This window comes from Streptomyces sp. NPDC093260, from assembly GCF_040683715.1.
GTDB lineage: Bacteria > Actinomycetota > Actinomycetes > Streptomycetales > Streptomycetaceae > Streptomyces > Streptomyces sennicomposti.
In genome coordinates, this window is record NZ_JBFBEK010000047.1 from 1 (window position 1) to 19657 (window position 19657).

A 19657-nucleotide genomic window follows, 5' to 3' on the forward strand; every position below is an offset into this window, starting at 1 on the left:
CACCGCCTGCGGCAGCCGCGGCGGGCCAGGCGCCGGGTGGCGCTGCCGCCGGTGCGGCCTGCGGGGCCGGTGCGGGCGCTGCCGCCGCTGCGGCAGGGGCGGCGGCCGCGGGGGCGGCTTGTGCAGCCGGTGCCGCCGGTGCGGCCGCGGGCGCCGTCGCGGGCGTCTCCTGGAAGCGGTCACCCAAGGGCACGGACGAGGGCGCGGACGCAGGGCCGCTCGGGGCCGCGGGGAACGCCCCGGGGCCGCCCTGGCCACCGTGACCGCCGCCGGAACCGCCCGGGCCGCCGCCGGGCCCCTCAGGGGCCGCCCCAGGCGCGCCCGGAACGCCCCGTACGGCTGCCCGGGCCGCCGCGGCGCCCCCACCGGGCGGAACAGCCGCCCCGCCCCCGGCACCGGCATGCGCATCCGCCCCGGGCACGTACCCCGTCGCGGGGGCCCCCGCCCCCGTGCTGAAGCTCACACCCCGCTCCAGGCGGTCGAGGCGGGCCATCACGGACCGCTCGTCGCCGTACGCGGTGGGCAGCAGCACGCGGGCGCAGATCAGTTCGAGCTGGAGGCGGGGCGAGGTCGCGCCGCGCATCTCGGTCAGGCCCTCGTTGACGATGTCCGCGGCGCGGCTCAGCTCGGCGGCGCCGAAGGACTGCGCCTGCGCCTGCATGCGCTCGATCACGTCGGCGGGCGCGTCGATGAGGCCCTTCTCTGCCGCGTCGGGCACGGCGGCGAGGATCACCAGGTCGCGCAGCCGCTCCAGCAGGTCGGCGACGAAACGGCGGGGGTCGTTGCCCCCCTCGATGACGTGGTCGACGACCTCGAAGGCGGCCGAGCCGTTCCCGGAGGAGAAGGCCTCGACCACGGAGTCGAGCAGCGAGCCGTCGGTGTACCCGAGGAGCGAGGTGGCCATGGCGTACGTCACACCGTCCGCCCCGGCGCCGGCGAGCAGCTGGTCCATGACGGACATGGAGTCACGCACGGAGCCGGCGCCGGCCCGCACCACCAGCGGGAGCACCCCCTCCTCGACCGGGATGTCCTCCTTCTGGCACACCTCGCCGAGGTACTCCCGCAGGGTGCCCGGCGGGACGAGCCGGAAGGGGTAGTGGTGGGTGCGCGACCGGATCGTCCCGATGACCTTCTCGGGCTCGGTGGTGGCGAAGATGAACTTCAGGTGCTCCGGGGGCTCCTCGACGACCTTGAGCAGCGCGTTGAACCCGGCCGACGTGACCATGTGGGCCTCGTCGATGATGTAGATCTTGTACCGGCTGCGGGCGGGCCCGAAGAAGGCCTTCTCCCGCAGGTCACGGGCGTCGTCCACGCCACCGTGCGAAGCGGCGTCGATCTCGATGACGTCGATGGAGCCGGGGCCGTTGCGCGCGAGGTCCTGGCAGGACTGGCACGTGCCGCAGGGGGTGGGCGTGGGGCCTTCCTCGCAGTTCAGGCAACGGGCGAGGATGCGGGCGCTGGTCGTCTTGCCGCATCCGCGCGGGCCGCTGAACAGGTACGCGTGATTGACCCGGTTGTTCCGCAGCGCCTGCTGCAACGGGTCGGTGACATGCTCCTGCCCGATGACCTCGGCGAAGGACTCGGGGCGGTAGCGGCGGTACAGCGCGAGAGACGACACGCATACGAGGTTATAGGCGACCACTGACAAAACGGCGGGCCAGCGGTAAGGCCTCCGTCACGCACGACACGGCGGTACGTCCGACGGGCGCGGACGCGTGACCGGGGGCCCGGGAAACCGGCGCCGCGGCCCTGCGGACAGGAACCGCACCACGGCCTCACGGACGCGAAGCCGGCCCCGCGGCCCGGCGGTCGCCGGCGCTCCCCGGAAACGCAAGGGCCCCCCACGCACCCGCCAGAGCCGACCTACCCTTGCTGCCTTCCGGCCCTGGGGGAGTTCAGTCAGATAGCGCCGCGTGAGGGGCTGCGAGAAGCCTACCTGATGCCGGCGGTGCGGAACGAGTTCGCGAGCACTCCTCTCGGTCATGTAATGTTTCCGGCGGAGGATTCGCCTAGAGGCCTAGGGCGCACGCTTGGAAAGCGTGTTGGGGGCAACCCCTCACGAGTTCGAATCTCGTATCCTCCGCCAGTGCCTCACCGGGCACGATGTCGAAGGGCCCCCTGGAAACAGGGGGCCCTTCGACGTTGTCCTTACGCCTCGTTGTCCTGGTCTTTGTCCACAGCGGGGTTTTCCGGGGCTCCCCAGATGGCGCGCTCGATCTTCCGGGCCGCTTCCTTGAGCATGGGATCGGTCACGTGCAGGTACCGCGCCCGCATCCGGGCGGCGCCGCCCGGCTCCCATCCCATGATCTGGTCGATGACCCGATCCGGCACGCCGAGCAGCATCAGCACGGTCCCCGCGGTGTGCCGTGCGTCGTGCAGACGCCCGTCCCGGACGCCGGCGTCTTCCAGCAGCCGCTTCCAGTCGTGGTAGTCCGTGTTCGGGCTGAGCGGCCCGCCCAACGGCTTGGTGAACACGTACTCGGACTCGGCCCACAGGTTCCCGGCCGCCGCCCGCTCCCGCGCCTGCGCTTCCCTGTGGGAGCGGAGCATCACGACCAGCGGGCCCGGGAGGGGCACGGCGCGACGCCCGGCGCGTGACTTCGTGTTCTTCGTCTCGCGCCGCACCTGCACCCGGGCCGGGCAGTAGCCGGCCTTCCGGCCGCACGGCGCCGCCTCACCGCACCCGTGCTCGTACTTCGGCCGCAACCGGTTCCGGCGAAGCTTCAGGTACTCGTTGGCCAGGTCCACGTCGGACCACCGCAGTCCGAGCGTCTCGCCCTGCCGCAGTCCGAGCGCCAGGGCAAGCATCCAGCGGGCACTGTTTCGGCGCTTGTTCACTTCGAGCAGGAGGCTCTGCACCTCATCGACTGAGTAGGGCTCTACCTCAGCCTCGTCCTCTTCCATCCGGGGAGGCTTCGCGAGCGCGGCAGCGTTCTTCGTCGCGTGGCCACGCCGCACCGCTTCCCCCAGAGCTGTACGGGCCGTCCGGTGAGCCTGGTGGGCGGTGCCTGCCTTGCTGCCGGCGCTCTGCATCCGGCGGTACAGGCTCTCCAAGTGTTCAGGCTCCAAGCGATCGATGCGGTGCTTACCGATGCCCGGCACCAGGTGCACCCGGACCGCCACCTCGTACCCGTCGTACGTGTTCTCGCTCACGACGGGCTTGGCGATGTTCTCGACCCAGTGCTCAAGCCACTTCGCCACCGTCCACGGCTTTCCGGGCTGGCGCGCCGACCCTTCGTCGCGCTGCTTCTCCAAGCGCCGGACCTCGTCCACCAGCTCCTTGCGCGTGGGACGCGTCAGGTGCCGACGGTACGGCTCACCGTTGTCCTTGTAGCCCATGGGGACACGGGCGTGCCATCGGCCGTCCTTGCCCAGGTAAAGGGCCGATTCGCCGTTGGCCCGGCGAGTGCGCTTCTTCTCCTCTGCCACTGGCAGTTCCTCCGGTCGGTGCAAGGCAGACAGGCCCGGGGCGCCGCCCGGATGTCGGGCGGCACCCCGGTGCGGGGTGATCAGGCGGCGCGCTGCTCAGCGCGGCGGCGGGCGAGGTAGGCCGCGGGGGCGTCGGCGGGAACGCGTCGGAGTCCGCCGATGGTCAGGGACTCCAGTTCTCCGGTGCGGATGAGGGCGTAGCAGGTGGTGCGGCCGATGCGGAGGCATCGGGCGGCCTCTTCGACGGTCAGGAGAACGGGGGCCGGGCCGTTGGCCTTGGCGAGTCGTGTGGTGTCCAGGTCGGTGACGCTCATGTGGGCACTCCTGTGGGCAGTCCTCAAGGGCCGGTGCTGGGTGCGCGTGTGTCCGAGGTGCGGATTTCTGCGTCACCTGCGTCATCTGCGTCATTCGGGCCCCTGACCTGCGGTTTCGGGGTGACGCAGCGCGGTGGGGCTGCGTCATCGGTGACGCAGGCCTCCGTCGTCGGGTGACGCAGGTGACGCAGGTGACGCAGGGATCGGCCGTCTGCGTCACCCGTCTTTAGGCTGGTCACCGGCCGTTTTCGGGGTGCGGGTGACGCAGGTGACGCAGCGTCTTCCTACTTCGGACAAAGGAGGGGGTGGTGTCTGTTGCGGTGCGCGGCTCAGAGAGTGAAGAACGGGCCGCTTCGCGGCGCGCCCATCGCAGGGCGGCGATGCCGCCGAACAGCAAGAGGAGCACGCGGGGACGGGTGCTCCTCTTGCTTGTCCGGGTGATCGGCCACCGGGTCAGAACGCCGGTTGCTGCTCGTGCGCGGTCGGGTCGGCGGCCGGCCGCGCGATCTCGATGTAGCGGGACGACTTGGTGCGGCCCCAGTCGATGAGGACGCCCCGGGCGGCGAGGGTTGGCTGTAGGCGCTTGAGGCGGTCGGAGAGCACCTTGCCGGTCGTCGGCCACCCTTTGGGCAGAGGGCGGCACTCCTCGCCCGAGTAGAGGCCCGTCAGGGCGTGCAGCCATTCGGCGGACGTCATCCGCTGCTCACTCCCCGGCTCCAGGCCGGCGGCGTGCTTGATCGTGGTCTGCGCCAACAGGTCGCCCTCGATGACATCGTCGTTGAGGTCGTCCAGACTGGCCCGGTACGCGGCGAGGGCCCCAAGACCGGTGGCGGCGTCGAGCTGCGCGCACAGGTGCGCGAAGTCGGCCATCCGCAGGTCGGTCGGAGTGTCCGCCTCAGCCGCCCGGACCTGCACGGTGAGGTCCAGGAGCGAACCGAGGATGACCGGCAGCGCCTCGGCGAAGTCGGACCACAGTTCCGTCTCGGTGCGCCTCACGCGGGGGCGTTCCAGCCGCAGCGGCAGGAGTCGTTCGGCGAGGTCGCCCCGGAGGACACCGACGTCGATGCCGGTCAGCAGCAGTGGCCGGCGGTAGCCGACCCGGAAGACGTCCCCGTCGGTGAACAGCGCGCGCTTGACGTTCTCCGCGCCGGTCACGATGCAGCACATCGCATCGGACAGTTCCGGGGTCAGGTGGGAGAGGTTGTCCAGGGCGGTGACCCAGCCGGCCGCCACCGCCGTGATCAGGTTCTCCTCATCCTTCGGGGCCCGGCGCAGGTCCCCGGTCATGCCCTCGATGATCCGCACGAGCATCCGCCCGCCGGTGGACTTGCCCGCGCCCTGCGGGCCGGTGAGGAACGGGGCCGGGACGGGCACGGACGGGGCGAGGCAGCCGATGAGCCAGGCGATGGCCAGGCACTCGGTCTCGGCGGTGGCGAAGTTGCACAGCCGCATCAGAAGGTCGATGCCCTTGCCGTCCGTGTCCTTGACCGGCAGGGGCAGTTCCCCGGTGAGCTGGGTACGTCGCCAGCAGACTTCCTGCGGGTCGGGGATGCGGATGTCCCAGCCGGTGGGGTGGATTCGGACGGACTGCCCGTCGCTGCGGCCGAGGTCCAGCCACGTCGCACCGTCGAATCCGGGGGCGACGCGGATGTGCACGGGCTGCACGTCCCCGGTCATCGCCAGCGCTTCGATCAGGTCCAGCGCTTCCTTCATGGCGGTGCCGTTGAACACGCCGACACCGTCGCGGAAGAGTCCGACCATGAGTTCCTGCCGGTGGCTGCCGGTGGTGCCCTGGGAGCGGATCGGGCGGGCCACGGGGTGGCCGTTGCGCTGCGCGTACACGGTGCCGTCGGCGGTGCGGAAGTACCGGAAGTGGGATTGCGCGTAGTCGGTGATGACCTCGCGGGCCGGGGTCTTCTCGTCGTCGGACATGGTCACAGCCCCAATGCGGTGCGGGCGTTGGTCCACGCGTCCGTGCAGTGCCGCGCCGTCTCGCCCTTGGCCTGCGCTGCGGTGAACAGCCGTCTGATGTGGGTGTCGGTGAGGCAGCCGCACCGGCCGTGCGTGGACAGCACCGCCAGGAACGTGCGATACACGGTCGCGTGCACGGCGCTGGACGCCTCGGTGATGCGCTGCTCCGCCATGGCGATCCCCCGGGCGAGGTAGGCGGGCGTGCGGTGCGGGCACTGCCCGCCCCCGGACCGTGCGGGCACGGCGACGGCATACGGCGCCGGACGGGCCGGGGCGGGCGCCTTGATGGCCAGGGCGCGGACGGTGTCCGGCAGGGCGGTCATGGTGCCGGTGCCGGGGCCGAGATAGCGGGCGTAGGCCATGGTGGACTTGATGTCGACGCCGGGCCGCACGCCGTTCGCGGACTGCATGCGGCCGAGGTAGAGCCAGTGCTCGCCCCGGGTCGTGGGCACGGTCTGCGTGGCCGGCAGGTTTTCGCGGGCCCAGTCGACCGCTTCGGCGTCGTCCAGGTCCACGACCGTCAGCCCTGCCCCGCCCGGGTGGTAGGCGACGGCGCTCGCGCGCATCCACGCGCGCCGCCACACGACCGAGGTGATGACGTCCGGGTCGGTGGTCGCGGCGGCCCAGCCGTGGCAGGGGCTGGGGCACGAGCACGGCCCGGGGGTCTTCATGTTCGGCCGGCCGCCGCACGCGTTGTCCGTGCAGCGGCGGCAGTTGCCGAACGGGACCTTGCCCACCCGCAGCGGCAGGACCGGGACCCGAAACGCGGCCAGGGCGAGCGCGGTGCGCAGGTGCTCACTCATGCCGCCACCCCCAGCGCGGTGGCGAGGTGGGCGAGGGCGGCGCTTCCGATGTATTGGGCGTAAGCGGGAGGGATGGCCTCGCAGACGCCCTTGACGGTGGTGATCCACGGTGTGCCCATGGCTTGTGCGGCGGCGCGTTGCCAGGCGCGGGAGTGCCTGCCGCCGGTGATGGTCATGAACGGCCGCTCGGGGGTGGGCAGGTAGCCGTTGCGGGTACACCGCGCGACGTGCGCCGGATGGGGCGGCGGCGTGAGGGGGAACGATGCCTCGAACAGGCGGTGGCGGTACATGCGCAGCCCGAACATGGGGCCGCACAGCATCACCGGGTCGACCATCTCCGGCCGGGCGGCTTCTACGTTCTCGATGACGTACGGGCGGCCGACGGCGCGCATCGCGGCGCGGGTGGGTGCGATGAGGTCGGGATAGGTCTTGTGGTTGTAGGCGTTGAGCGGGGTGTAGAGCTGGCAGGGCGGGGAGGCGTGGACGAGGTCGTACTCGTGGCCGTGCGCGAGCAGGTACTCGATGGCGTCGCCGTGGACGAACGTGAACGGGTACTCCTCGGCACAGCTCGCGTCGAGGTCGACGCCGACGACATCGAAGCCGGCCTGGTGGTAGCCCATGGCCATGCCGCCGCGGTGGCAGTACAGGTCCAGAACCCGAGGCCGGTCAGTGGGCCGGGGTGGGTGCGAGGGGGTGGGGTGGGGCATGCTGGAGACCTCCATCAGGTCAGTCCCGTGACGGGTGGAGAGAGGGCGGCCCGGTCTTTGGCGAGAGGGGGCCGCCCTTGGCTTCTTCAGTGGTGGTTGATGGTGCCGTTGGCTCGACCAAAGAGGCCGGTGGCAGTGATGTTCTGGGTGATCTGCGCGGGGCCGGCCGGTCGGCGCGCTGTGCGCAGGATGAGGGGGACGGCGATGACTCCGGCGGCGATGAGGGCGACGGCGGACCACAGGGCGTGGCTCATGGCGATCAGTCCCGGTGCGGCGTAGGAGAGTCCGACGGACGCGGCGGCGATGCCGCCCCCGACGGTGGGGGCGAGCAGCGCGGTGGTCTTGGCCCACGCCGGGACCGGCTGCGCGACCGGCACGGCCGGCGCCGCCGGGGCGGGGGGTTGGGTGTAGGCGAGGGTGCGGATGCCGCCGGGCAGGGTGACCACCTGCACGCCGGGCGGCAGTTCCTCGGGCAGCATCCGCGGCCCGTCCCAACCAGGCGCGTGGGCGAGCGGTTCGCGGCCGGGGCGAGGGGCGGTGGTGATCTCGTACGGGGTGTTGGGGTGCACAACACGGTCCCTTCATACGGCGGGCAGCACCCGTGTGGTGGGGGTGCTGCCCGTGCCTTGTCTTGTCGTGTCGCTTGTCGTCTGGCTTGTCGTGCGGCTTGTCGCTTGTCTTGTCTTGTCGCTTGTCGCCTTGCAGGTCACAAGCCGTTTCCGGGCCTCACGCAGCCGCCCAGGCCCCTTCTCGGAGCCATGGGCGACAAGCGACAAGCGGTCAGTCCTGCGGAGGCTGCTCGGGGGCGTGCCGGCGGTGGACGTAGCGGGCCTTGGTGCCCTCCCCGACGCGGACGGCGGTCCCGTCCGCCGTCCAGGTCTTGAGCCAGCCGACGACCGTCTGACGGGTCGTGCCGTGCGCGTCGGCGAGCGCGCGGGCGATCGCGGACGCCCCGGTCCCCTCCGGTCCAGCGGCCAGCAGCAGGGCGAGCGCTTCGCGCTGCGCCGGGCTGTCCTGCTCGCCCCGCAGCGCCGACAGGTTCAACCCGCCCGGCGCGGCCGGCGGCGCGCCGTCCGCCTCCGGACGCGGCTCGGGAGCGGTGGCGAACTCGGCGTCGATCTGCGCCCGGAACTTGCGCAGCATCTCGTCATGGGCCGAACCCCGCTCGGTGTCCGGACGGTTCAGCGCGGACAGGTTCAGGCCCGGTCCGGAGGTGCCGGCGGTGGCGCTGTCGTCGTTGGGGGTGTGGTCGCGCATCCATGCGGTGCGCTCGGCATCCCAGCGGCGGGCGTAGGCGGGGCCGGCGGCTTTGGCGGACACGTCGTCCAGGGTGGGGTGCCGGTCGGAGGTGGCGGCGATGATGTCCCGGATCTGGTTCGGGAGGATCCGCCACGCCTTGAACAGCGCGGCCGGGGATTCGGGGGTGGCCATGAACCCGGCGCCCTTGAACGGGGCCTGGTCCACGCGCAGGCCGCGGCTGCCGGGGAACATCTTCGACAGGTCCATGCCCTCGGTCTCGCCCCCGGTGAGGGCGACGCGCACCTTGGCTTCCCGCCGGATCATCAGGTTGCCCAGCACGTTCCCGGTGGCCCCCAGCGCGGTGAGGACGGTGCGCACGCCCATGGCGCGGGCGATCCGGATGACCTCCAGGATCTTTTCCCCGAGCTTGCGCACGGTGCGGTCGGTGCTGGCCAGGATCTCCGCGCCCTCGTCCACCACCAGCATGATCTGGGGAATGCGCGGGCTCACAGGCAGGAGATCGGTGTTTCGCTCGGCGAGCAGCGCTTGATAGGCCATCTTGCGCTGCTTGGCCACCTTGACCGCGGTGTCGAGCATGGTCATGGCTTCGTCGTAGGTGCCGGCGAGCCAGTCGATACCGGGCCGCACCGGCTGCCCGTCGCCCCGCTTGATCTCCCCGTTCAACGCGGGCAGCACCCACGGCAGACCAGCCGACCCCGCGTTCAGGTCGATCACCCACGTCAGCACGTCCTCGGCGCGGGCGAACCCGGCCAGGATCGCGTGCACCATGTTCGTCTTGCCCGACCCGGTCGGCCCGACCACCAGCGCGCACTGCTCGCGCAGGTAGGCGAGGATCTGTTCCGCGTTCGTCCGGTAGCCCCACGGGATGCCCGTGAGTACGGACAGCGGCCCGTAGTCGGTGGGGTAGGTGCGTTCCTCGGCGAGCACGTTCGACGTGGTCACGTCGATGATGACCCGCCCCTGGTGGATACCAGGCCCGGCGGTGGCGGTGCAGCCGTGCGGCAGCCGGGCGTCCGCCGACAGCCGCGCCGACTCGGCCGCGATCTTCGCGTAAGTGGCTCCGCCGGGCGGGAGTTCGGCGTCGATGGAGAACCCGGCCCCGGTCGCCCACATCTCCACCCCCACCACCCGCACCGTGATCGAGCACACGCGCTGGATGCGGTCCACCCATTCCGCGGCGATGGCCCGGCGTTCGGCGGACAGCTCCCGCGCAATCTGCCGCTCTGCGGCGGCGATGGCCTCCTCCTCGCGGGCCTCTTCGTACAGGGCGGTGGAGCGGGCGGCGGTGCCGATGCCGACGCCGATGGTGGCGAGCGAGCCCAGCGCCACCCACGTCAACGGGCCGTGGACCATGGCCCACGTGGTCCACCCGGCACCGACGAGCCAGGACGCTGCGCGGGTGGCGAGGGTGCGGCCGGCGTTGCGCACGCGCAGTCCGGCGATGGTGTGGCCGAGGGCTCCGGCGGCGCCGACGGCCAGTGCCCAGCCGGGGGGCATGCCCGTGGCGGCGCCGGTGGTGGCGACAGCGAAGGCTCCGGTGGTGGCGGACAGAGCGCCGGTCACGGGTCCGTGACCGGCACTCCAGTCCAGCACCGGGCCACTGGGCTGCTGCTTCGTGGCGGTGGTGGCCATGGTCAGACGTTCCAGCCCTTCTCGGCCTCGGTGCCGTTGCGGGGGTCCTCGTGCCGGGCGATGTCCTGTGCATGGACCTGCCGGAACAGCGGCCCCATGTCCTCCGCCACCGCCACGGCGGACATCAGGGCGCCGAAGATGTCGTTGAAGCCGTCCGCGACCTCCTTCTCCAGCGGGAACTCGCTGTCGGAGCGCTCGGCTAGGATCTTCATCACGTTCGCCACCGACGTGAGGGCGGCGGGCAGGCCCTCGACCATGGCCAGGATCTCCATGCAGTCGTCGGGGTCGTAGGAGTTGGCGGCCTGCTCCATCTCGGCGGCGGCCTCTTCGAACCGGAAACCGGACACGTGCTCTCCTTCACTCACCTCAGAAGTGCTGCTGACAGGAACCAGGGCTTCGGGCCGCTCCACGCCGTCCGCGATGCCGTCCGTACCGTCCTCGGCGGCTTCGGCATCGGCGGCGGCTTCCTGCTCGGCCAGACCCTCGCGGATGGCTTCATCGCGGGCGGCGCGCTGCTCGGCGGCGACGCCGGCCAGGCGCCGGTACAGGCGGCGGCCGGGGTGCATCAGCCAGCCGATGCCGAACTTGCGCCCGAGCGGCGTGGTGATCAGCCCCAACAGGCCGACGGGCAGGGCGAGCAGGGCGGCCAGCAGACGCCGACCGTGGAAGCGGGCCGCGGACCGGCGCAAAGCCTGCCGGGCGGCGCGGCGGGCGGGTGCCTTACGCACGGTGGCGCGTTGCGCGGCCACCGTGCCGCCGGTCTTCGCGTCACGCCGGGCGCGGTTCTTGGTGACTGCGGCGTCCCGGGCGGCGCGGGCCTTGCGGACCGCACCCCCCAGCAGACCCCCGGCCCTGCTCTTGCCGGGCCGGTTGGCGCCGGCTGCGGCTTTGGCGTTGCGACGGGCGTCGGCGACCGCCCGGCGCGCGGCGGTGGTCTGCGCCCGCCGATCCGCCCGCGACCCGCCCCCCGCGGCCTGCTGAGCCCGCAGGGCCTTGATCTGCCCGGCCCGGTTCACGGCCTTGCCCACACCACCGGCCAGATGCTTGGACGCCCCCTGACCGGCCTTGTTGCGGGACTTCCCACCGTTGGTGGCGGCGGTGCTGTGGCGGGCGGCCGGTCCAGTGGAGCCGCGGCCCTGGCTCGGGACACCGCCCGAACGGCTCCCCGACGCGCCGCGGCCCGAGCCACCGGAGCGCCCGCCACGCGAGCCGGACGAACGGGCGGCACCGGCCCGGCCGCCGCCCGCACCCGTGTTGGTGCGGCGTAGGCCGGTGTTGGGGGCGGCGGTTCGGCCGGCGGTGCGGGCCGCGTTGCGGCGGGCGTCGCGGCGGGGGTTGGGGGTGCGGGAGCGGGCGGCGGCGACCGTGCCCAGCACGGCGGCGCCGGTCGCGGCGACCATGGCGGCGATGGGTCCGCCGGCCAGGGAGGCGGCGGCGACCATGCCCGCGGTCGTGTTCGCCCCGGACAGGGCGAGCGGGAGGACCGGCCAGCCGCCGGGCGTGTGGTCCACCTCGACCGGCGCCGGGGCGGGCGCGGGGTCGGGCGGCGCGGGAGGCGGTGCGGTGGTAGCGGCCTCGACGGCTACCGGCTCGGTGCTGAGTTCCGTCATGCTGTGAGCACTCCTCATCGGGGAGTAGGGCCCGGCCAGGGCTGTAGGAGGCGATTGGCCGGGCCTGCCAACAGGGGTCAGGCGGCGCGCTGTTCCTCGGGATAGGCGCAGGGGGTGCACATGCCGAGCGAGGGCGGGATGACGTATCCGGCATCGCGCCGGCACTCGGGGCAGGTGCGGCGAGCCGCATTCGCCCGCTCCAGCGCCGCCCGTCTCGCGGGCGTCATCGGCCGCACGGGCTTCGCGGCGTCGATGCGGTAGAGGTAGGCGACCAGTGGGCCGCGCCGTCGACGCGGGCGTTCGAGCTGCGCGGCCACGTCCTGACCGCCGGGCCGCAGCCCCACCGCCCGAAGTTGGCGGCGGGTGGCCAGGCCGTCAGGGGCGAGGTGCCACCGATAGACGGGGATGCTCGCCATCACTGGCCCGCGATCGCGAGTTCAGCGCCACCGGCGGCCGGGTCGCGGTGCTCGGCGTAGCGGGCGGACACCCACCCCACCGACCAGCCGCACAACTCAGCCGCCGCCCGCACCGGCAGACCGGCGCCGAACGCGGCGGCCACGATCGCGCGGGCCTCGCCCTCGGGGAGCTTGGTCTCGGCCGGGCCGCGCTCCAGCAGCGCGGCGCGTTCACGCTCGGCCCGCTCCTCGCGCGCCTGGCGTTCACGGCGCTCCCGCTCCTCACGCTCGCGGGACTCGCGTGCGCGGCGTTCGGCGGCTTCCCGCTCGGCCCGTTCACGCTCCCGCTCACGCTGTTCACGCTCGCGTTCACGGCGTTCACGCTCCGCCCGCTCCGCACGCTCTCGGGCTTCCTCCCGCTCGCGTTCCTCACGGCGGGCACGCTCTTCCCGCTCGGTCTGCTCGCGTGCCATCCGGGCTTCGTGTTCACGCTGTTCGCGCGCTAGCGCTGCGGCGTGCTCGCGTTCCTCCCGCGCCCGCCGCGCGGCTTCCTCGCGCCGCTCGGCGGCGGCCCGCTCCCGCTGCTCCCGCTCGGCGCGCTGCCGTTCCTCCAGCGCCGCCACGGCACGGGTGATGGCGCGCCGGTAGGCGAGGCCGGTCTCCGCGGTGACGATCAGCAGCAGCGGTGCGACCGCGTGCACGGCGACGCCGACCAGGTCATGAGCCAGGGCGGAGTCAGCGACGTTGAGGGCGAGGGTCATGCAGCCGGTCATCCACCGCAGCGCGATGGGCCACCGGCCGCCGTTGCCCCCGAGCCGGGCCAGGACGGCGTCCAGACGGACGACGATGACCACCGCGGCATCCACCACCAGGGGCAGAATCGGGGCGGTCCAGTCCCACTCGTCCGACGTGTGCGCCGCCGCGAGCGGGGTGACGGTCAGGATCGAATAGAGCATCGCGCCGGCCACGATCAGCCACGTGCCGGCGGACAGGGCGCGTTCTGCTGAACGGACGTGTACGGCGTTCACCGGCCCGCCCCCGTCCATGAACGCACCCGCAGCGAGGCGATCAGCACGACCGGGGACGCCGGGTCGCCGTGCGTCTCGGCGTCCTCCGTCCACTCCCACTCGGCGCCCGGCACCGGCTCGAACCCGAGGACGCTGAGCGCGTTCACGCGCTCCGTGAACGTCGGCACCGGCAGCGCACGCCCGAAGCAGTGCTCGGGCCACGGCGCGGTCGTGTTCATCAGGGCCACGTACAGGCGCCAGCGGCCGGCGCGGACGGACATCTGCGCGGTGAACTCCCGCGGCGGCTTCTGCCCGCTCACGCCGCACCGCCCGGCACGCTCACGCCGACGGCGGTGCGGTTGAGCAGCGCAACCCGTGCGGCCAGCGCCCGGCGGCGGGCCCGGCGGATGCGGCGGGCGTCCAGCTCGCTCGGCGTGCGGTCCATGACCGCGATCTGCGCGTCGAGCAGTTCGACGTCCGCCAGGATGACGGGCATCTCCTCCTCGATCGCGTCCAGCTCGGCGGCCGTCGGCTCCATGAAGTCGGCGAACGCGGTAACAACGTCCTGAACAGTGACGATGAGACTCATTGGGTCTGGTTCCTCTCACCAGGAACGGCCCGAACAGCGGCCCCGGTGTTCCCGCACCGGGGCCGCACGCCGTTGAAGTCGGAACATCCGGCTCCCCTCGACGCTGCTCGTACGAGACGAGCAGCGGAGGCAACCGGCCGCAGCGACGCTGCGGAGATTGAGTCGCGCTGTACCTCACACGGGGGCCCCGTGTGGCCGCCTACTTGGCCGAGGAGAGGCGGCGTGATCCCCATTCAGTTGTCAAGGAACTGGCGCTTCCTTCGTACTGACCCCTACCTGAGCCGGGGTTTTCCTCCGGGCGCACCTGTATCACTGAACCGTACGTGACACCCCGTACGGCCTGTCTGGAGGAGTGCCGCCCCATGAGATTGCACGAGTCGTGCTTGGCGAGTCAAGCCCCCTGGTCTAACTTGTACGGAGGAGCTGGAGCAGAGGGGATGCCTTGGCAGTACGACGCGGTATGACGAAGGCGCAGGAGATTGCCTATGACCTGCGCGAACAGATTCAGTCCGGCAGGCTGGCACCGGGTGAAGCCCTGCCCAGCGAATCCAAGATGATGAGCCAGTACGGCTACAGCCGTGAGACCGTCCGCGCCGGCGTCCGCCTTCTTATTGAGGAGGGCTTGGTCGTCACCGGGCAGGGACAGGGCAAGTACGTTCGCGAGGACTACCCCCCTGTCGTGTGGAACTGGACGACGCTGGAGAGCCGGAGCCGTCACGCCAATGCGGTGGAGGGGCGGACTGCCGGCGACCAGTGGGCGAGTGCAGTCGCGGAGGACGGAAACGCCCCACGCCAGGAAATTTCGGTCTCCATCGTCGTGCCCCCGTCGCATGTCCGAGAGCGCCTCGGGCTGCCCGCAGATGGCTTGGCGGTGGCACGCAAGCGTGTCCGGTACATAGACAACCGGCCCTATGCGCTCGCCGACTCGTACTTCCCTCAGGAACTCGTGATCGGTACACCCCTGATGGAACCCCGAGACGTCTCCGCGCCCGGCGGCATCCTCGCCTCCGTGGGGCTCGTACAGGCCAAGTACGTGGACGAAATTTCAGTCCGCATGCCGACCCACCAGGAAGCGGAGCAACTTGGCCTCCCCGCAGCAACTCCAGTCGCGGAACACACCCGAACGGGCTATGACGCGGACGATCGTCCCCTCCGCTGCATGGTCACCATCCTTCCCGGAGACAGGCACAAGATCCTCTATGAAGTCAGCACTGACTGAGTACCTGCGCCCCGCAGCGGCGGAGGACGTACCCGCTCTCTTGGCTCTGCGAGCAGAAGCCGAGGGGTGGCTACGCACCAAGGGCACCGACCAGTGGAGCGACCCGGAGACCGGCGAACGGGCCATCTCGAAGTGGCGCGCGAGCATAGACGAGGGGCGGGCGTGGGTCGTCATTGGAGAGCGTGACGAAGTGCTCGCCACCGTCAGCCGTGGCCCTGTCGACCGCGACTTCTGGAACGATGCCGACCGCCCCGAATCGGCGCTGTACCTCTACAAGCTAATCGTCGGGCGCGAAGCGTCCGGCCGTCAGCTCGGAACGCGAGTCATCGACTGGATGTCCCGCCTTGCTGCCCTGGAAGGGCGCGACTGGGTGCGTATCGACACGTGGCGCTCGAACACTGGACTACACGCCTACTATGAACGGTTGGGGTTCCAACACGTCCGCACAGAGGCGCCGTCCCACCGCCGGTCGGGGTGGCTCGCCCAACGCCGAGCGGGCGAGCTGGCTCTGCCTGATGACCTCTTGCCTGTTGGCCGCAGGGAATCCGTAGACGTCCTCGAAGTGCCGCACCAGCGTGCGGACACACGGGCTAACGACGACCTGCCCAGCGGAAACGGGACGGCACCCTGACATCAACAGCCACGTACAGCGACGCACGACAACGGAACAGCGCTGGACCACAGCCGTGCTTTAACCGTGCTCCACGGCTCGCCGGTGCCCCCACCAATTCGGGGCGCACGCGCCTACGGATCAGAGGGCGAAGGAGCAGGGCAGGGCACGCCGCGCAGTCGCCGACGTGAGTATCGGCACCCTCATTCAAGCAAGCCCACCCGCCAGTGACGCTGTCCCCCGCTGGTGGGTGGCCTTCCTGTATGTCCGACCTCGTGTCAGTTTCGTTGCAGGGCACGGGCGTTCTGGTGCCACACCCGTGCAACCTTAACTTTCTCCGTGATATTTTCACGCCTGTGATTAAGGATGAGGTCGCCCGCATCCGTGATGCCGCGGCGCAACTCTGTGAACCCCTGCACGACGCCTTCGCTTGGGCTGTCCAGCGCCAGCGCCGCCGACTCCCTGAGATGAACGGCCACGCCTACGGGTGGATCCGCACTCACATGACCCGCGCTCTTGTCCACTCCCGGCTCACCTCGGCCGCTGACAGCCTCGGAGACTGGAAGCTCAGCGGCAACCATCGCCGAAACGGAGAGCTGTGGCTCACAAACGATGAGTACCGCACTCGCCTGCTGCACGGCTTCCGAGACGACCACGTCCCAGCTCCTGGGCCCAACCGTCAGCGCCGGGCCTTCTACCAGAACCGGCCGCTGACGAAGTTCGGCCAGACGACCCTGCTCGGCCCGGAGGACAACGACCTGCTTATCCTCTGGCGTATCGATGCTGAAGGTGCACCGTTGTTTCGGGTGGTGCGAACGATTGGCACCTGGCGGTTCGGCAAGGAGCAGCTAGTCGATCTTGACTTCCCGCTCCTCACCAGCGCGTCCGATCTGCGCGACCTTCACTTCGAGCCGCAAGATGAAGGTCTGGAACTAGAACTTCCGAACGAGGAGACGAACGATGCCGACGGCACTGGAGGCTTCTCCTGGTGAGCGGCTGCGGACCCTCCGTGACCTTCTCGGGCTCACTGGCGCCGACCTCAATCGCCTAACTAAGATCAGTCAGAGCTGGATCTCACAAGTCGAGACGGGTGCCCGAGAGCCGGCAGAGGACCGGCTCCGCGTCATCGCTGAAGCCACCGACACCCCGATGAGCTTCTTCTACGCGAGGCCGTCTTCTGTACCGCTGGACTCCCTGCGCTTCCGCAAGATGGCAACTGCTAGCAGGACCGTCACACGCCGCATCAGTGCCTTCTACGGCGAAGGCTTCCGCGTAACAGAAGAGATCACGGGCCGGGCTCACTATCCGGCTCCACCTCTTCCGTTCGCCAGTGAGGCGGAGGTTGGTGACGACGACATTGAGGAGCTTGCAGCGCAGACTCGCGTCGCCCTGCGGCTGGCTGCTGACAAGCCGATCCCACACCTGACCCGTGCTCTGGAACGGGCGGGGATCGCTGTGGCTCCCATCGTGCTACCTGACCCAACGGGTGACTCCATCAGCCCAACAAACAAGCACTTCGGTGTGTCGTACTGGGCAGGGATCGGGGAAACGGCGCTGATCGCATACTTCCCTGGCCCCCAGGGAGATCGCGACCGGTTCACCCTTGCCCATGAACTTGGCCACCTCGTGCTTCATACGTTCAGGCCTCATGCAGTGGACCCAGAAGGAGAGGCTAACCGTTTCGCGGGCGCCTTTCTGGTGCCATACGAGCGGGCGCGAGAGGAGATGACAGACCGCCTGACGCTGGAGGGCTTCGCCCGGCGCAAGCAAGCTTGGGGCGTATCCATCCAAGCCCTCATCCTTCGCGGTGCTGCTGTAGGCAACATCGATGAGAGCCGCAAACGTTCGCTCTATGTGCAGCTAACTCAGCGAGGTTGGCGCAAGGAGGAGCCTGTGTCAGTTGGCCAAGAGGATCCCTTGCTCCTGTGGAGCCTGCTACAGCGCCAGTATGGAGACAGGCCATACCTGCCAGCCTCGGACGAGCTTGCGATCCAACCCACGGTCTTGCGCTCCATTGCTCCCCAACCGGTCAGTAAGAGGCCTGCCGCTGAAGCGTCGATGCCTCGCACTGACGGCAAGGTCCTGAACTTCGCTCAGCGCGCCAAACAGTCGCCGACAACTCTTCGAAGAGCAGCGCAGTAGAGCTTGGTAGCTGATAGGTCTCCGTAAGTCGACTTAAGCGTCTGCCGCCAGCAGCCAGCGGATGTCCTCCGCCTGTCGTTGTCCTGGTCGTTGTCCAGTGCGCCAATGAGCGCCGCCGTTCACCGTCGTACGCGCACCCCGCCTGAGCTGCTGTGCGAACGCCCACGTACGCCTCCGCACGACCATGCGCACAGTTGGAAAGCGTGTTGGGGGCAACCCCTCACGAGTTCGAATCTCGTATCCTCCGCCAGTGCCTCACCAGGCACGATGTCGAAGGGCCCCACCGCAAGGTGGGGCCCTTCGACGTGCGTGGTCTCACTTTTGGTCTCATTCGGCGCCGGGGCCTTCGTCGTCCAGCAGCGGTCCACGCCGGGAGCGACGCGCCCCGTGGGCGCGGTTGTCGGCGACCGCCCGCATCGGGGCCGGTGTCGGGGCCGAGGTCCGTGTCGGGGTCGGGGTCCGTGTGGGGGCGGTGCTCAGGACGCCGGTCCGTTCCAGGTGGGCTTGGGCGTCCTGGATCGCCTCGGGGGTGGTGGCGTACTCGCGGCCCGCCGGGCGGAGGGGCCGAGCGCACCCGCCCAGTCGAGGACCCGGCGCCGCCCGGGGCGTATCGCGGCGCACGCCGAGCGCGTTCGAAGCCTGCTGGAGGCCGGTCACGCAGGCGGCGCCGAGGGTGAAGCCCCCGATGACAGGGACGGGCCACGTACTGCATGTACTCGCCGGCCCGCAGCGCCGCCAGGCCGAGGAGCATGACGCCCGCCGTCAGCCCACGGTGAGGACGCCGCCCGGCCCGTACTGTCCCGCGATCGGGTCCGGGACCACCGTCTCCACGTCCAGCCGTACCGGGCAGGCCTCCGGCCCGGCAGGACCCCGGCCCCGGCCCTCAGCCGGCCGGGGCCGGGTTCGGGGCCGGGGAGTGGGGCTTGGCCGAGGAGCGCGCCTTCGGCTCCGGCTGGATGCGGCGTACGCGGTGGCGCGGGGCGCGGCGGCGGGGCGGGCGGGTCAGGGTGATCTGGCGTACGAGTTGCTGGAAGCAGGCCAGCGACGCCAGGCCCGGCAGCGTGGCCGCGGCCATGTCCACGATGGTCCTCGGCGCCTGGATCACGCACAGCAGCGTCGCGATGGACGAGAACAACAGAACCACGCACCAGGAGTGCACCGCCCGCCGCCGGTGCAGTGCGGCGCGCAGCACCGACAGCGACGCCACCAGCCAGGGGCCGTAGACCAGCAGCGGCCACCAGGACGCGATGCCCTCGTGCATCCGGGCCACCGCCACGACGCGCAGCGGCTCGTAGGCGACCATGCCGCCGAAGAAGCTCACCGAGGACGCCGTGACCGCGGCCGCCGCGGCGAGGACGCGGCTGGCGGTGCGGATCGTGTTGGGGCGCTTGCGTTCGCGGATCTTCCGGTGGCCCCGGGACCCCCGGACCAGCGGGGGCAGTTCCTCGGTGATCGCCTGGAGGTTAGCCAGAGGCGAGGCCGGGGTGGCGGGCCGCGCCGGTGGCGACGCCTGCTCCACCGGTTCCGCCGGTTCCGCCGACGGGGCCTGCGGGGCTTCCTCGGCCGCGGGTCCTTCCGCCTCGGGGGCCTCCGGCGGGAAGTCCTCCGCGGCCGGCTGGTTCTGCGGGACCTGGTGGAACTCGTCCCTGGGGTCCGGCATGCTCCACTGCTGCCGCGCCATGGCGTCCTGGAGCATGAAGGCCAGTTCCTCGGCGGGGTCCCAGGCCGAGTCCGGCGGGATCAGGGGGCCGGAGAAGAACTGGGTCGGGGCCCTGTGCCGGCCCGTTCCCGTGACGGTCCCGGTTTCCGCCGATGATTCCGGGACGGGGGTGTACTCCTCGCCCGGTCCGTCGAGGTAGGGATTCAGATACGGATTCACGTAGGGGTAGGCGTAAGGATAATCGGTCGAATAACCCGGCCGACCGTCGATGCGACCATCCATACGCCCGTCCGGGCGTCCGTCGATACG

The 19657-nt window shown here is 71.0% G+C and carries 18 protein-coding genes, 1 tRNA gene, 1 other RNA gene and 1 pseudogene; 5 read left to right on the forward strand and 16 right to left on the reverse strand.

Annotated features, from left to right (window positions below; all coding sequences use genetic code 11):
* Both AB0N63_RS34620 and ffs read right to left on the reverse strand, forming a co-directional pair.
* The coding region (locus tag AB0N63_RS34620) for a DNA polymerase III subunit gamma and tau (protein ID WP_365535668.1) at positions 1 to 1618 on the reverse strand (1618 nt) is incomplete at its 3' end.
* A 211-nt stretch (positions 1619 to 1829) separates the two neighbouring features.
* Positions 1830 to 1926: signal recognition particle sRNA small type (gene ffs, locus AB0N63_RS34625), an RNA gene on the reverse strand.
* A 72-nt stretch (positions 1927 to 1998) separates the two neighbouring features.
* Here ffs and AB0N63_RS34630 point away from each other — a divergent pair.
* A tRNA-Ser gene (locus tag AB0N63_RS34630) sits at positions 1999 to 2086 on the forward strand.
* 62 nt (positions 2087 to 2148) lie between these two features.
* Here AB0N63_RS34630 and AB0N63_RS34635 read toward each other — a convergent pair.
* The 12 genes from AB0N63_RS34635 to AB0N63_RS34690 all read right to left on the reverse strand — a co-directional run bounded on the left by AB0N63_RS34635 (position 2149) and on the right by AB0N63_RS34690 (position 13717).
* Positions 2149 to 3429 carry a site-specific integrase gene (locus tag AB0N63_RS34635; protein ID WP_365535671.1) on the reverse strand — a complete coding sequence of 427 codons (1281 nt, stop codon included), beginning with the start codon at positions 3427 to 3429 and terminating at the stop codon, positions 2149 to 2151.
* A gap of 80 nt (positions 3430 to 3509) precedes the next feature.
* On the reverse strand, positions 3510 to 3743 hold the full coding sequence (locus AB0N63_RS34640; RefSeq protein WP_223001287.1) for a helix-turn-helix domain-containing protein: 234 nt from the start codon (positions 3741 to 3743) through the stop codon (positions 3510 to 3512).
* Between the two features lie 453 nt (positions 3744 to 4196).
* Positions 4197 to 5675: an ATP-binding protein gene (locus tag AB0N63_RS34645; protein WP_365535675.1), complete on the reverse strand. Its 1479-nt coding sequence runs from the start codon at positions 5673 to 5675 to the stop codon at positions 4197 to 4199.
* Between the two features lie 2 nt (positions 5676 to 5677).
* The gene (locus AB0N63_RS34650) at positions 5678 to 6517 is read right to left on the reverse strand and encodes a bifunctional DNA primase/polymerase (RefSeq protein ID WP_365535678.1); all 840 of its coding nucleotides are present in this window, start codon (positions 6515 to 6517) and stop codon (positions 5678 to 5680) included.
* On the reverse strand, positions 6514 to 7224 hold the full coding sequence (locus tag AB0N63_RS34655; protein ID WP_365535681.1) for an SAM-dependent methyltransferase: 711 nt from the start codon (positions 7222 to 7224) through the stop codon (positions 6514 to 6516). Before AB0N63_RS34655 ends, AB0N63_RS34650 begins: the two co-directional genes overlap by 4 nt.
* Positions 7225 to 7310: 86 nt before the next feature.
* The gene (locus AB0N63_RS34660) at positions 7311 to 7793 is read right to left on the reverse strand and encodes a hypothetical protein (RefSeq protein ID WP_365535683.1); all 483 of its coding nucleotides are present in this window, start codon (positions 7791 to 7793) and stop codon (positions 7311 to 7313) included.
* A 211-nt stretch (positions 7794 to 8004) separates the two neighbouring features.
* Positions 8005 to 10116 carry a hypothetical protein gene (locus AB0N63_RS34665; RefSeq protein WP_365535686.1) on the reverse strand — a complete coding sequence of 704 codons (2112 nt, stop codon included), beginning with the start codon at positions 10114 to 10116 and terminating at the stop codon, positions 8005 to 8007.
* Between the two features lie 2 nt (positions 10117 to 10118).
* Complete coding sequence (locus AB0N63_RS34670; RefSeq protein WP_365535688.1) at positions 10119 to 11726, reverse strand: hypothetical protein; 1608 nt, start codon at positions 11724 to 11726, stop codon at positions 10119 to 10121.
* 77 nt (positions 11727 to 11803) lie between these two features.
* The gene (locus AB0N63_RS34675; protein WP_365535690.1) at positions 11804 to 12142 is read right to left on the reverse strand and encodes an RRQRL motif-containing zinc-binding protein; all 339 of its coding nucleotides are present in this window, start codon (positions 12140 to 12142) and stop codon (positions 11804 to 11806) included.
* A complete protein-coding gene (locus AB0N63_RS34680; RefSeq protein WP_365535692.1) occupies positions 12142 to 13149 on the reverse strand; it encodes a DUF2637 domain-containing protein in 1008 nt (335 codons plus the stop codon). Before AB0N63_RS34680 ends, AB0N63_RS34675 begins: the two co-directional genes overlap by 1 nt.
* On the reverse strand, positions 13146 to 13448 hold the full coding sequence (locus tag AB0N63_RS34685) for a DUF6303 family protein (RefSeq protein ID WP_365535694.1): 303 nt from the start codon (positions 13446 to 13448) through the stop codon (positions 13146 to 13148). Before AB0N63_RS34685 ends, AB0N63_RS34680 begins: the two co-directional genes overlap by 4 nt.
* Positions 13445 to 13717: a DUF6284 family protein gene (locus tag AB0N63_RS34690; RefSeq protein ID WP_365535697.1), complete on the reverse strand. Its 273-nt coding sequence runs from the start codon at positions 13715 to 13717 to the stop codon at positions 13445 to 13447. Before AB0N63_RS34690 ends, AB0N63_RS34685 begins: the two co-directional genes overlap by 4 nt.
* A gap of 460 nt (positions 13718 to 14177) precedes the next feature.
* On the opposite strand from AB0N63_RS34690, the gene AB0N63_RS34695 reads away from it, so the two are divergent.
* From AB0N63_RS34695 to AB0N63_RS34710, 4 genes are all read left to right on the forward strand, one after another.
* Entirely contained in the window at positions 14178 to 14936 is a 759-nt protein-coding gene (locus AB0N63_RS34695) for a GntR family transcriptional regulator (protein WP_365535699.1), read from the forward strand.
* Entirely contained in the window at positions 14917 to 15567 is a 651-nt protein-coding gene (locus AB0N63_RS34700) for a GNAT family N-acetyltransferase (RefSeq protein WP_365535701.1), read from the forward strand. Before AB0N63_RS34695 ends, AB0N63_RS34700 begins: the two co-directional genes overlap by 20 nt.
* Positions 15568 to 15809: 242 nt before the next feature.
* Positions 15810 to 16538, forward strand: a complete 729-nt coding sequence (locus tag AB0N63_RS34705) for a hypothetical protein (RefSeq protein WP_365535703.1) — start codon at positions 15810 to 15812, stop codon at positions 16536 to 16538.
* The gene (locus tag AB0N63_RS34710; protein ID WP_365535705.1) at positions 16507 to 17688 is read left to right on the forward strand and encodes an ImmA/IrrE family metallo-endopeptidase; all 1182 of its coding nucleotides are present in this window, start codon (positions 16507 to 16509) and stop codon (positions 17686 to 17688) included. Before AB0N63_RS34705 ends, AB0N63_RS34710 begins: the two co-directional genes overlap by 32 nt.
* A 618-nt stretch (positions 17689 to 18306) precedes the next feature.
* Here AB0N63_RS34710 and AB0N63_RS34715 read toward each other — a convergent pair.
* Both AB0N63_RS34715 and AB0N63_RS34720 read right to left on the reverse strand, forming a co-directional pair.
* Positions 18307 to 18513 (reverse strand): annotated as a pseudogene (locus tag AB0N63_RS34715) (SulP family inorganic anion transporter); the annotation flags it as partial.
* Positions 18514 to 18571: 58 nt separating this feature from the next.
* Positions 18572 to 19630 (reverse strand): DUF2637 domain-containing protein, encoded by a 1059-nt coding sequence (locus AB0N63_RS34720; RefSeq protein WP_365535708.1) that lies wholly within the window; start codon positions 19628 to 19630, stop codon positions 18572 to 18574.
* Positions 19631 to 19657 lie beyond the last annotated feature (27 nt).

What these genes read in the sequence shown, in the direction of transcription:
- AB0N63_RS34640 (WP_223001287.1), bottom strand. Translation starts at nt 3,743, where the DNA reads ATGAGCGTCACCGACCTGGACACCACACGACTCGCCAAGGCCAACGGC.
- AB0N63_RS34645 (WP_365535675.1), bottom strand. Translation starts at nt 5,675, where the DNA reads ATGTCCGACGACGAGAAGACCCCGGCCCGCGAGGTCATCACCGACTAC.
- AB0N63_RS34650 (WP_365535678.1), bottom strand. Translation starts at nt 6,517, where the DNA reads ATGAGTGAGCACCTGCGCACCGCGCTCGCCCTGGCCGCGTTTCGGGTC.
- AB0N63_RS34655 (WP_365535681.1), bottom strand. Translation starts at nt 7,224, where the DNA reads ATGCCCCACCCCACCCCCTCGCACCCACCCCGGCCCACTGACCGGCCT.
- AB0N63_RS34665 (WP_365535686.1), bottom strand. Translation starts at nt 10,116, where the DNA reads ATGGCCACCACCGCCACGAAGCAGCAGCCCAGTGGCCCGGTGCTGGAC.
- AB0N63_RS34670 (WP_365535688.1), bottom strand. Translation starts at nt 11,726, where the DNA reads ATGACGGAACTCAGCACCGAGCCGGTAGCCGTCGAGGCCGCTACCACC.
- AB0N63_RS34675 (WP_365535690.1), bottom strand. Translation starts at nt 12,142, where the DNA reads ATGGCGAGCATCCCCGTCTATCGGTGGCACCTCGCCCCTGACGGCCTG.
- AB0N63_RS34690 (WP_365535697.1), bottom strand. Translation starts at nt 13,717, where the DNA reads ATGAGTCTCATCGTCACTGTTCAGGACGTTGTTACCGCGTTCGCCGAC.
- AB0N63_RS34695 (WP_365535699.1), top strand. Translation starts at nt 14,178, where the DNA reads ATGACGAAGGCGCAGGAGATTGCCTATGACCTGCGCGAACAGATTCAG.
- AB0N63_RS34700 (WP_365535701.1), top strand. Translation starts at nt 14,917, where the DNA reads ATGAAGTCAGCACTGACTGAGTACCTGCGCCCCGCAGCGGCGGAGGAC.
- AB0N63_RS34705 (WP_365535703.1), top strand. Translation starts at nt 15,810, where the DNA reads ATGTCCGACCTCGTGTCAGTTTCGTTGCAGGGCACGGGCGTTCTGGTG.
- AB0N63_RS34710 (WP_365535705.1), top strand. Translation starts at nt 16,507, where the DNA reads ATGCCGACGGCACTGGAGGCTTCTCCTGGTGAGCGGCTGCGGACCCTC.
- AB0N63_RS34720 (WP_365535708.1), bottom strand. Translation starts at nt 19,630, where the DNA reads ATGGATGGTCGCATCGACGGTCGGCCGGGTTATTCGACCGATTATCCT.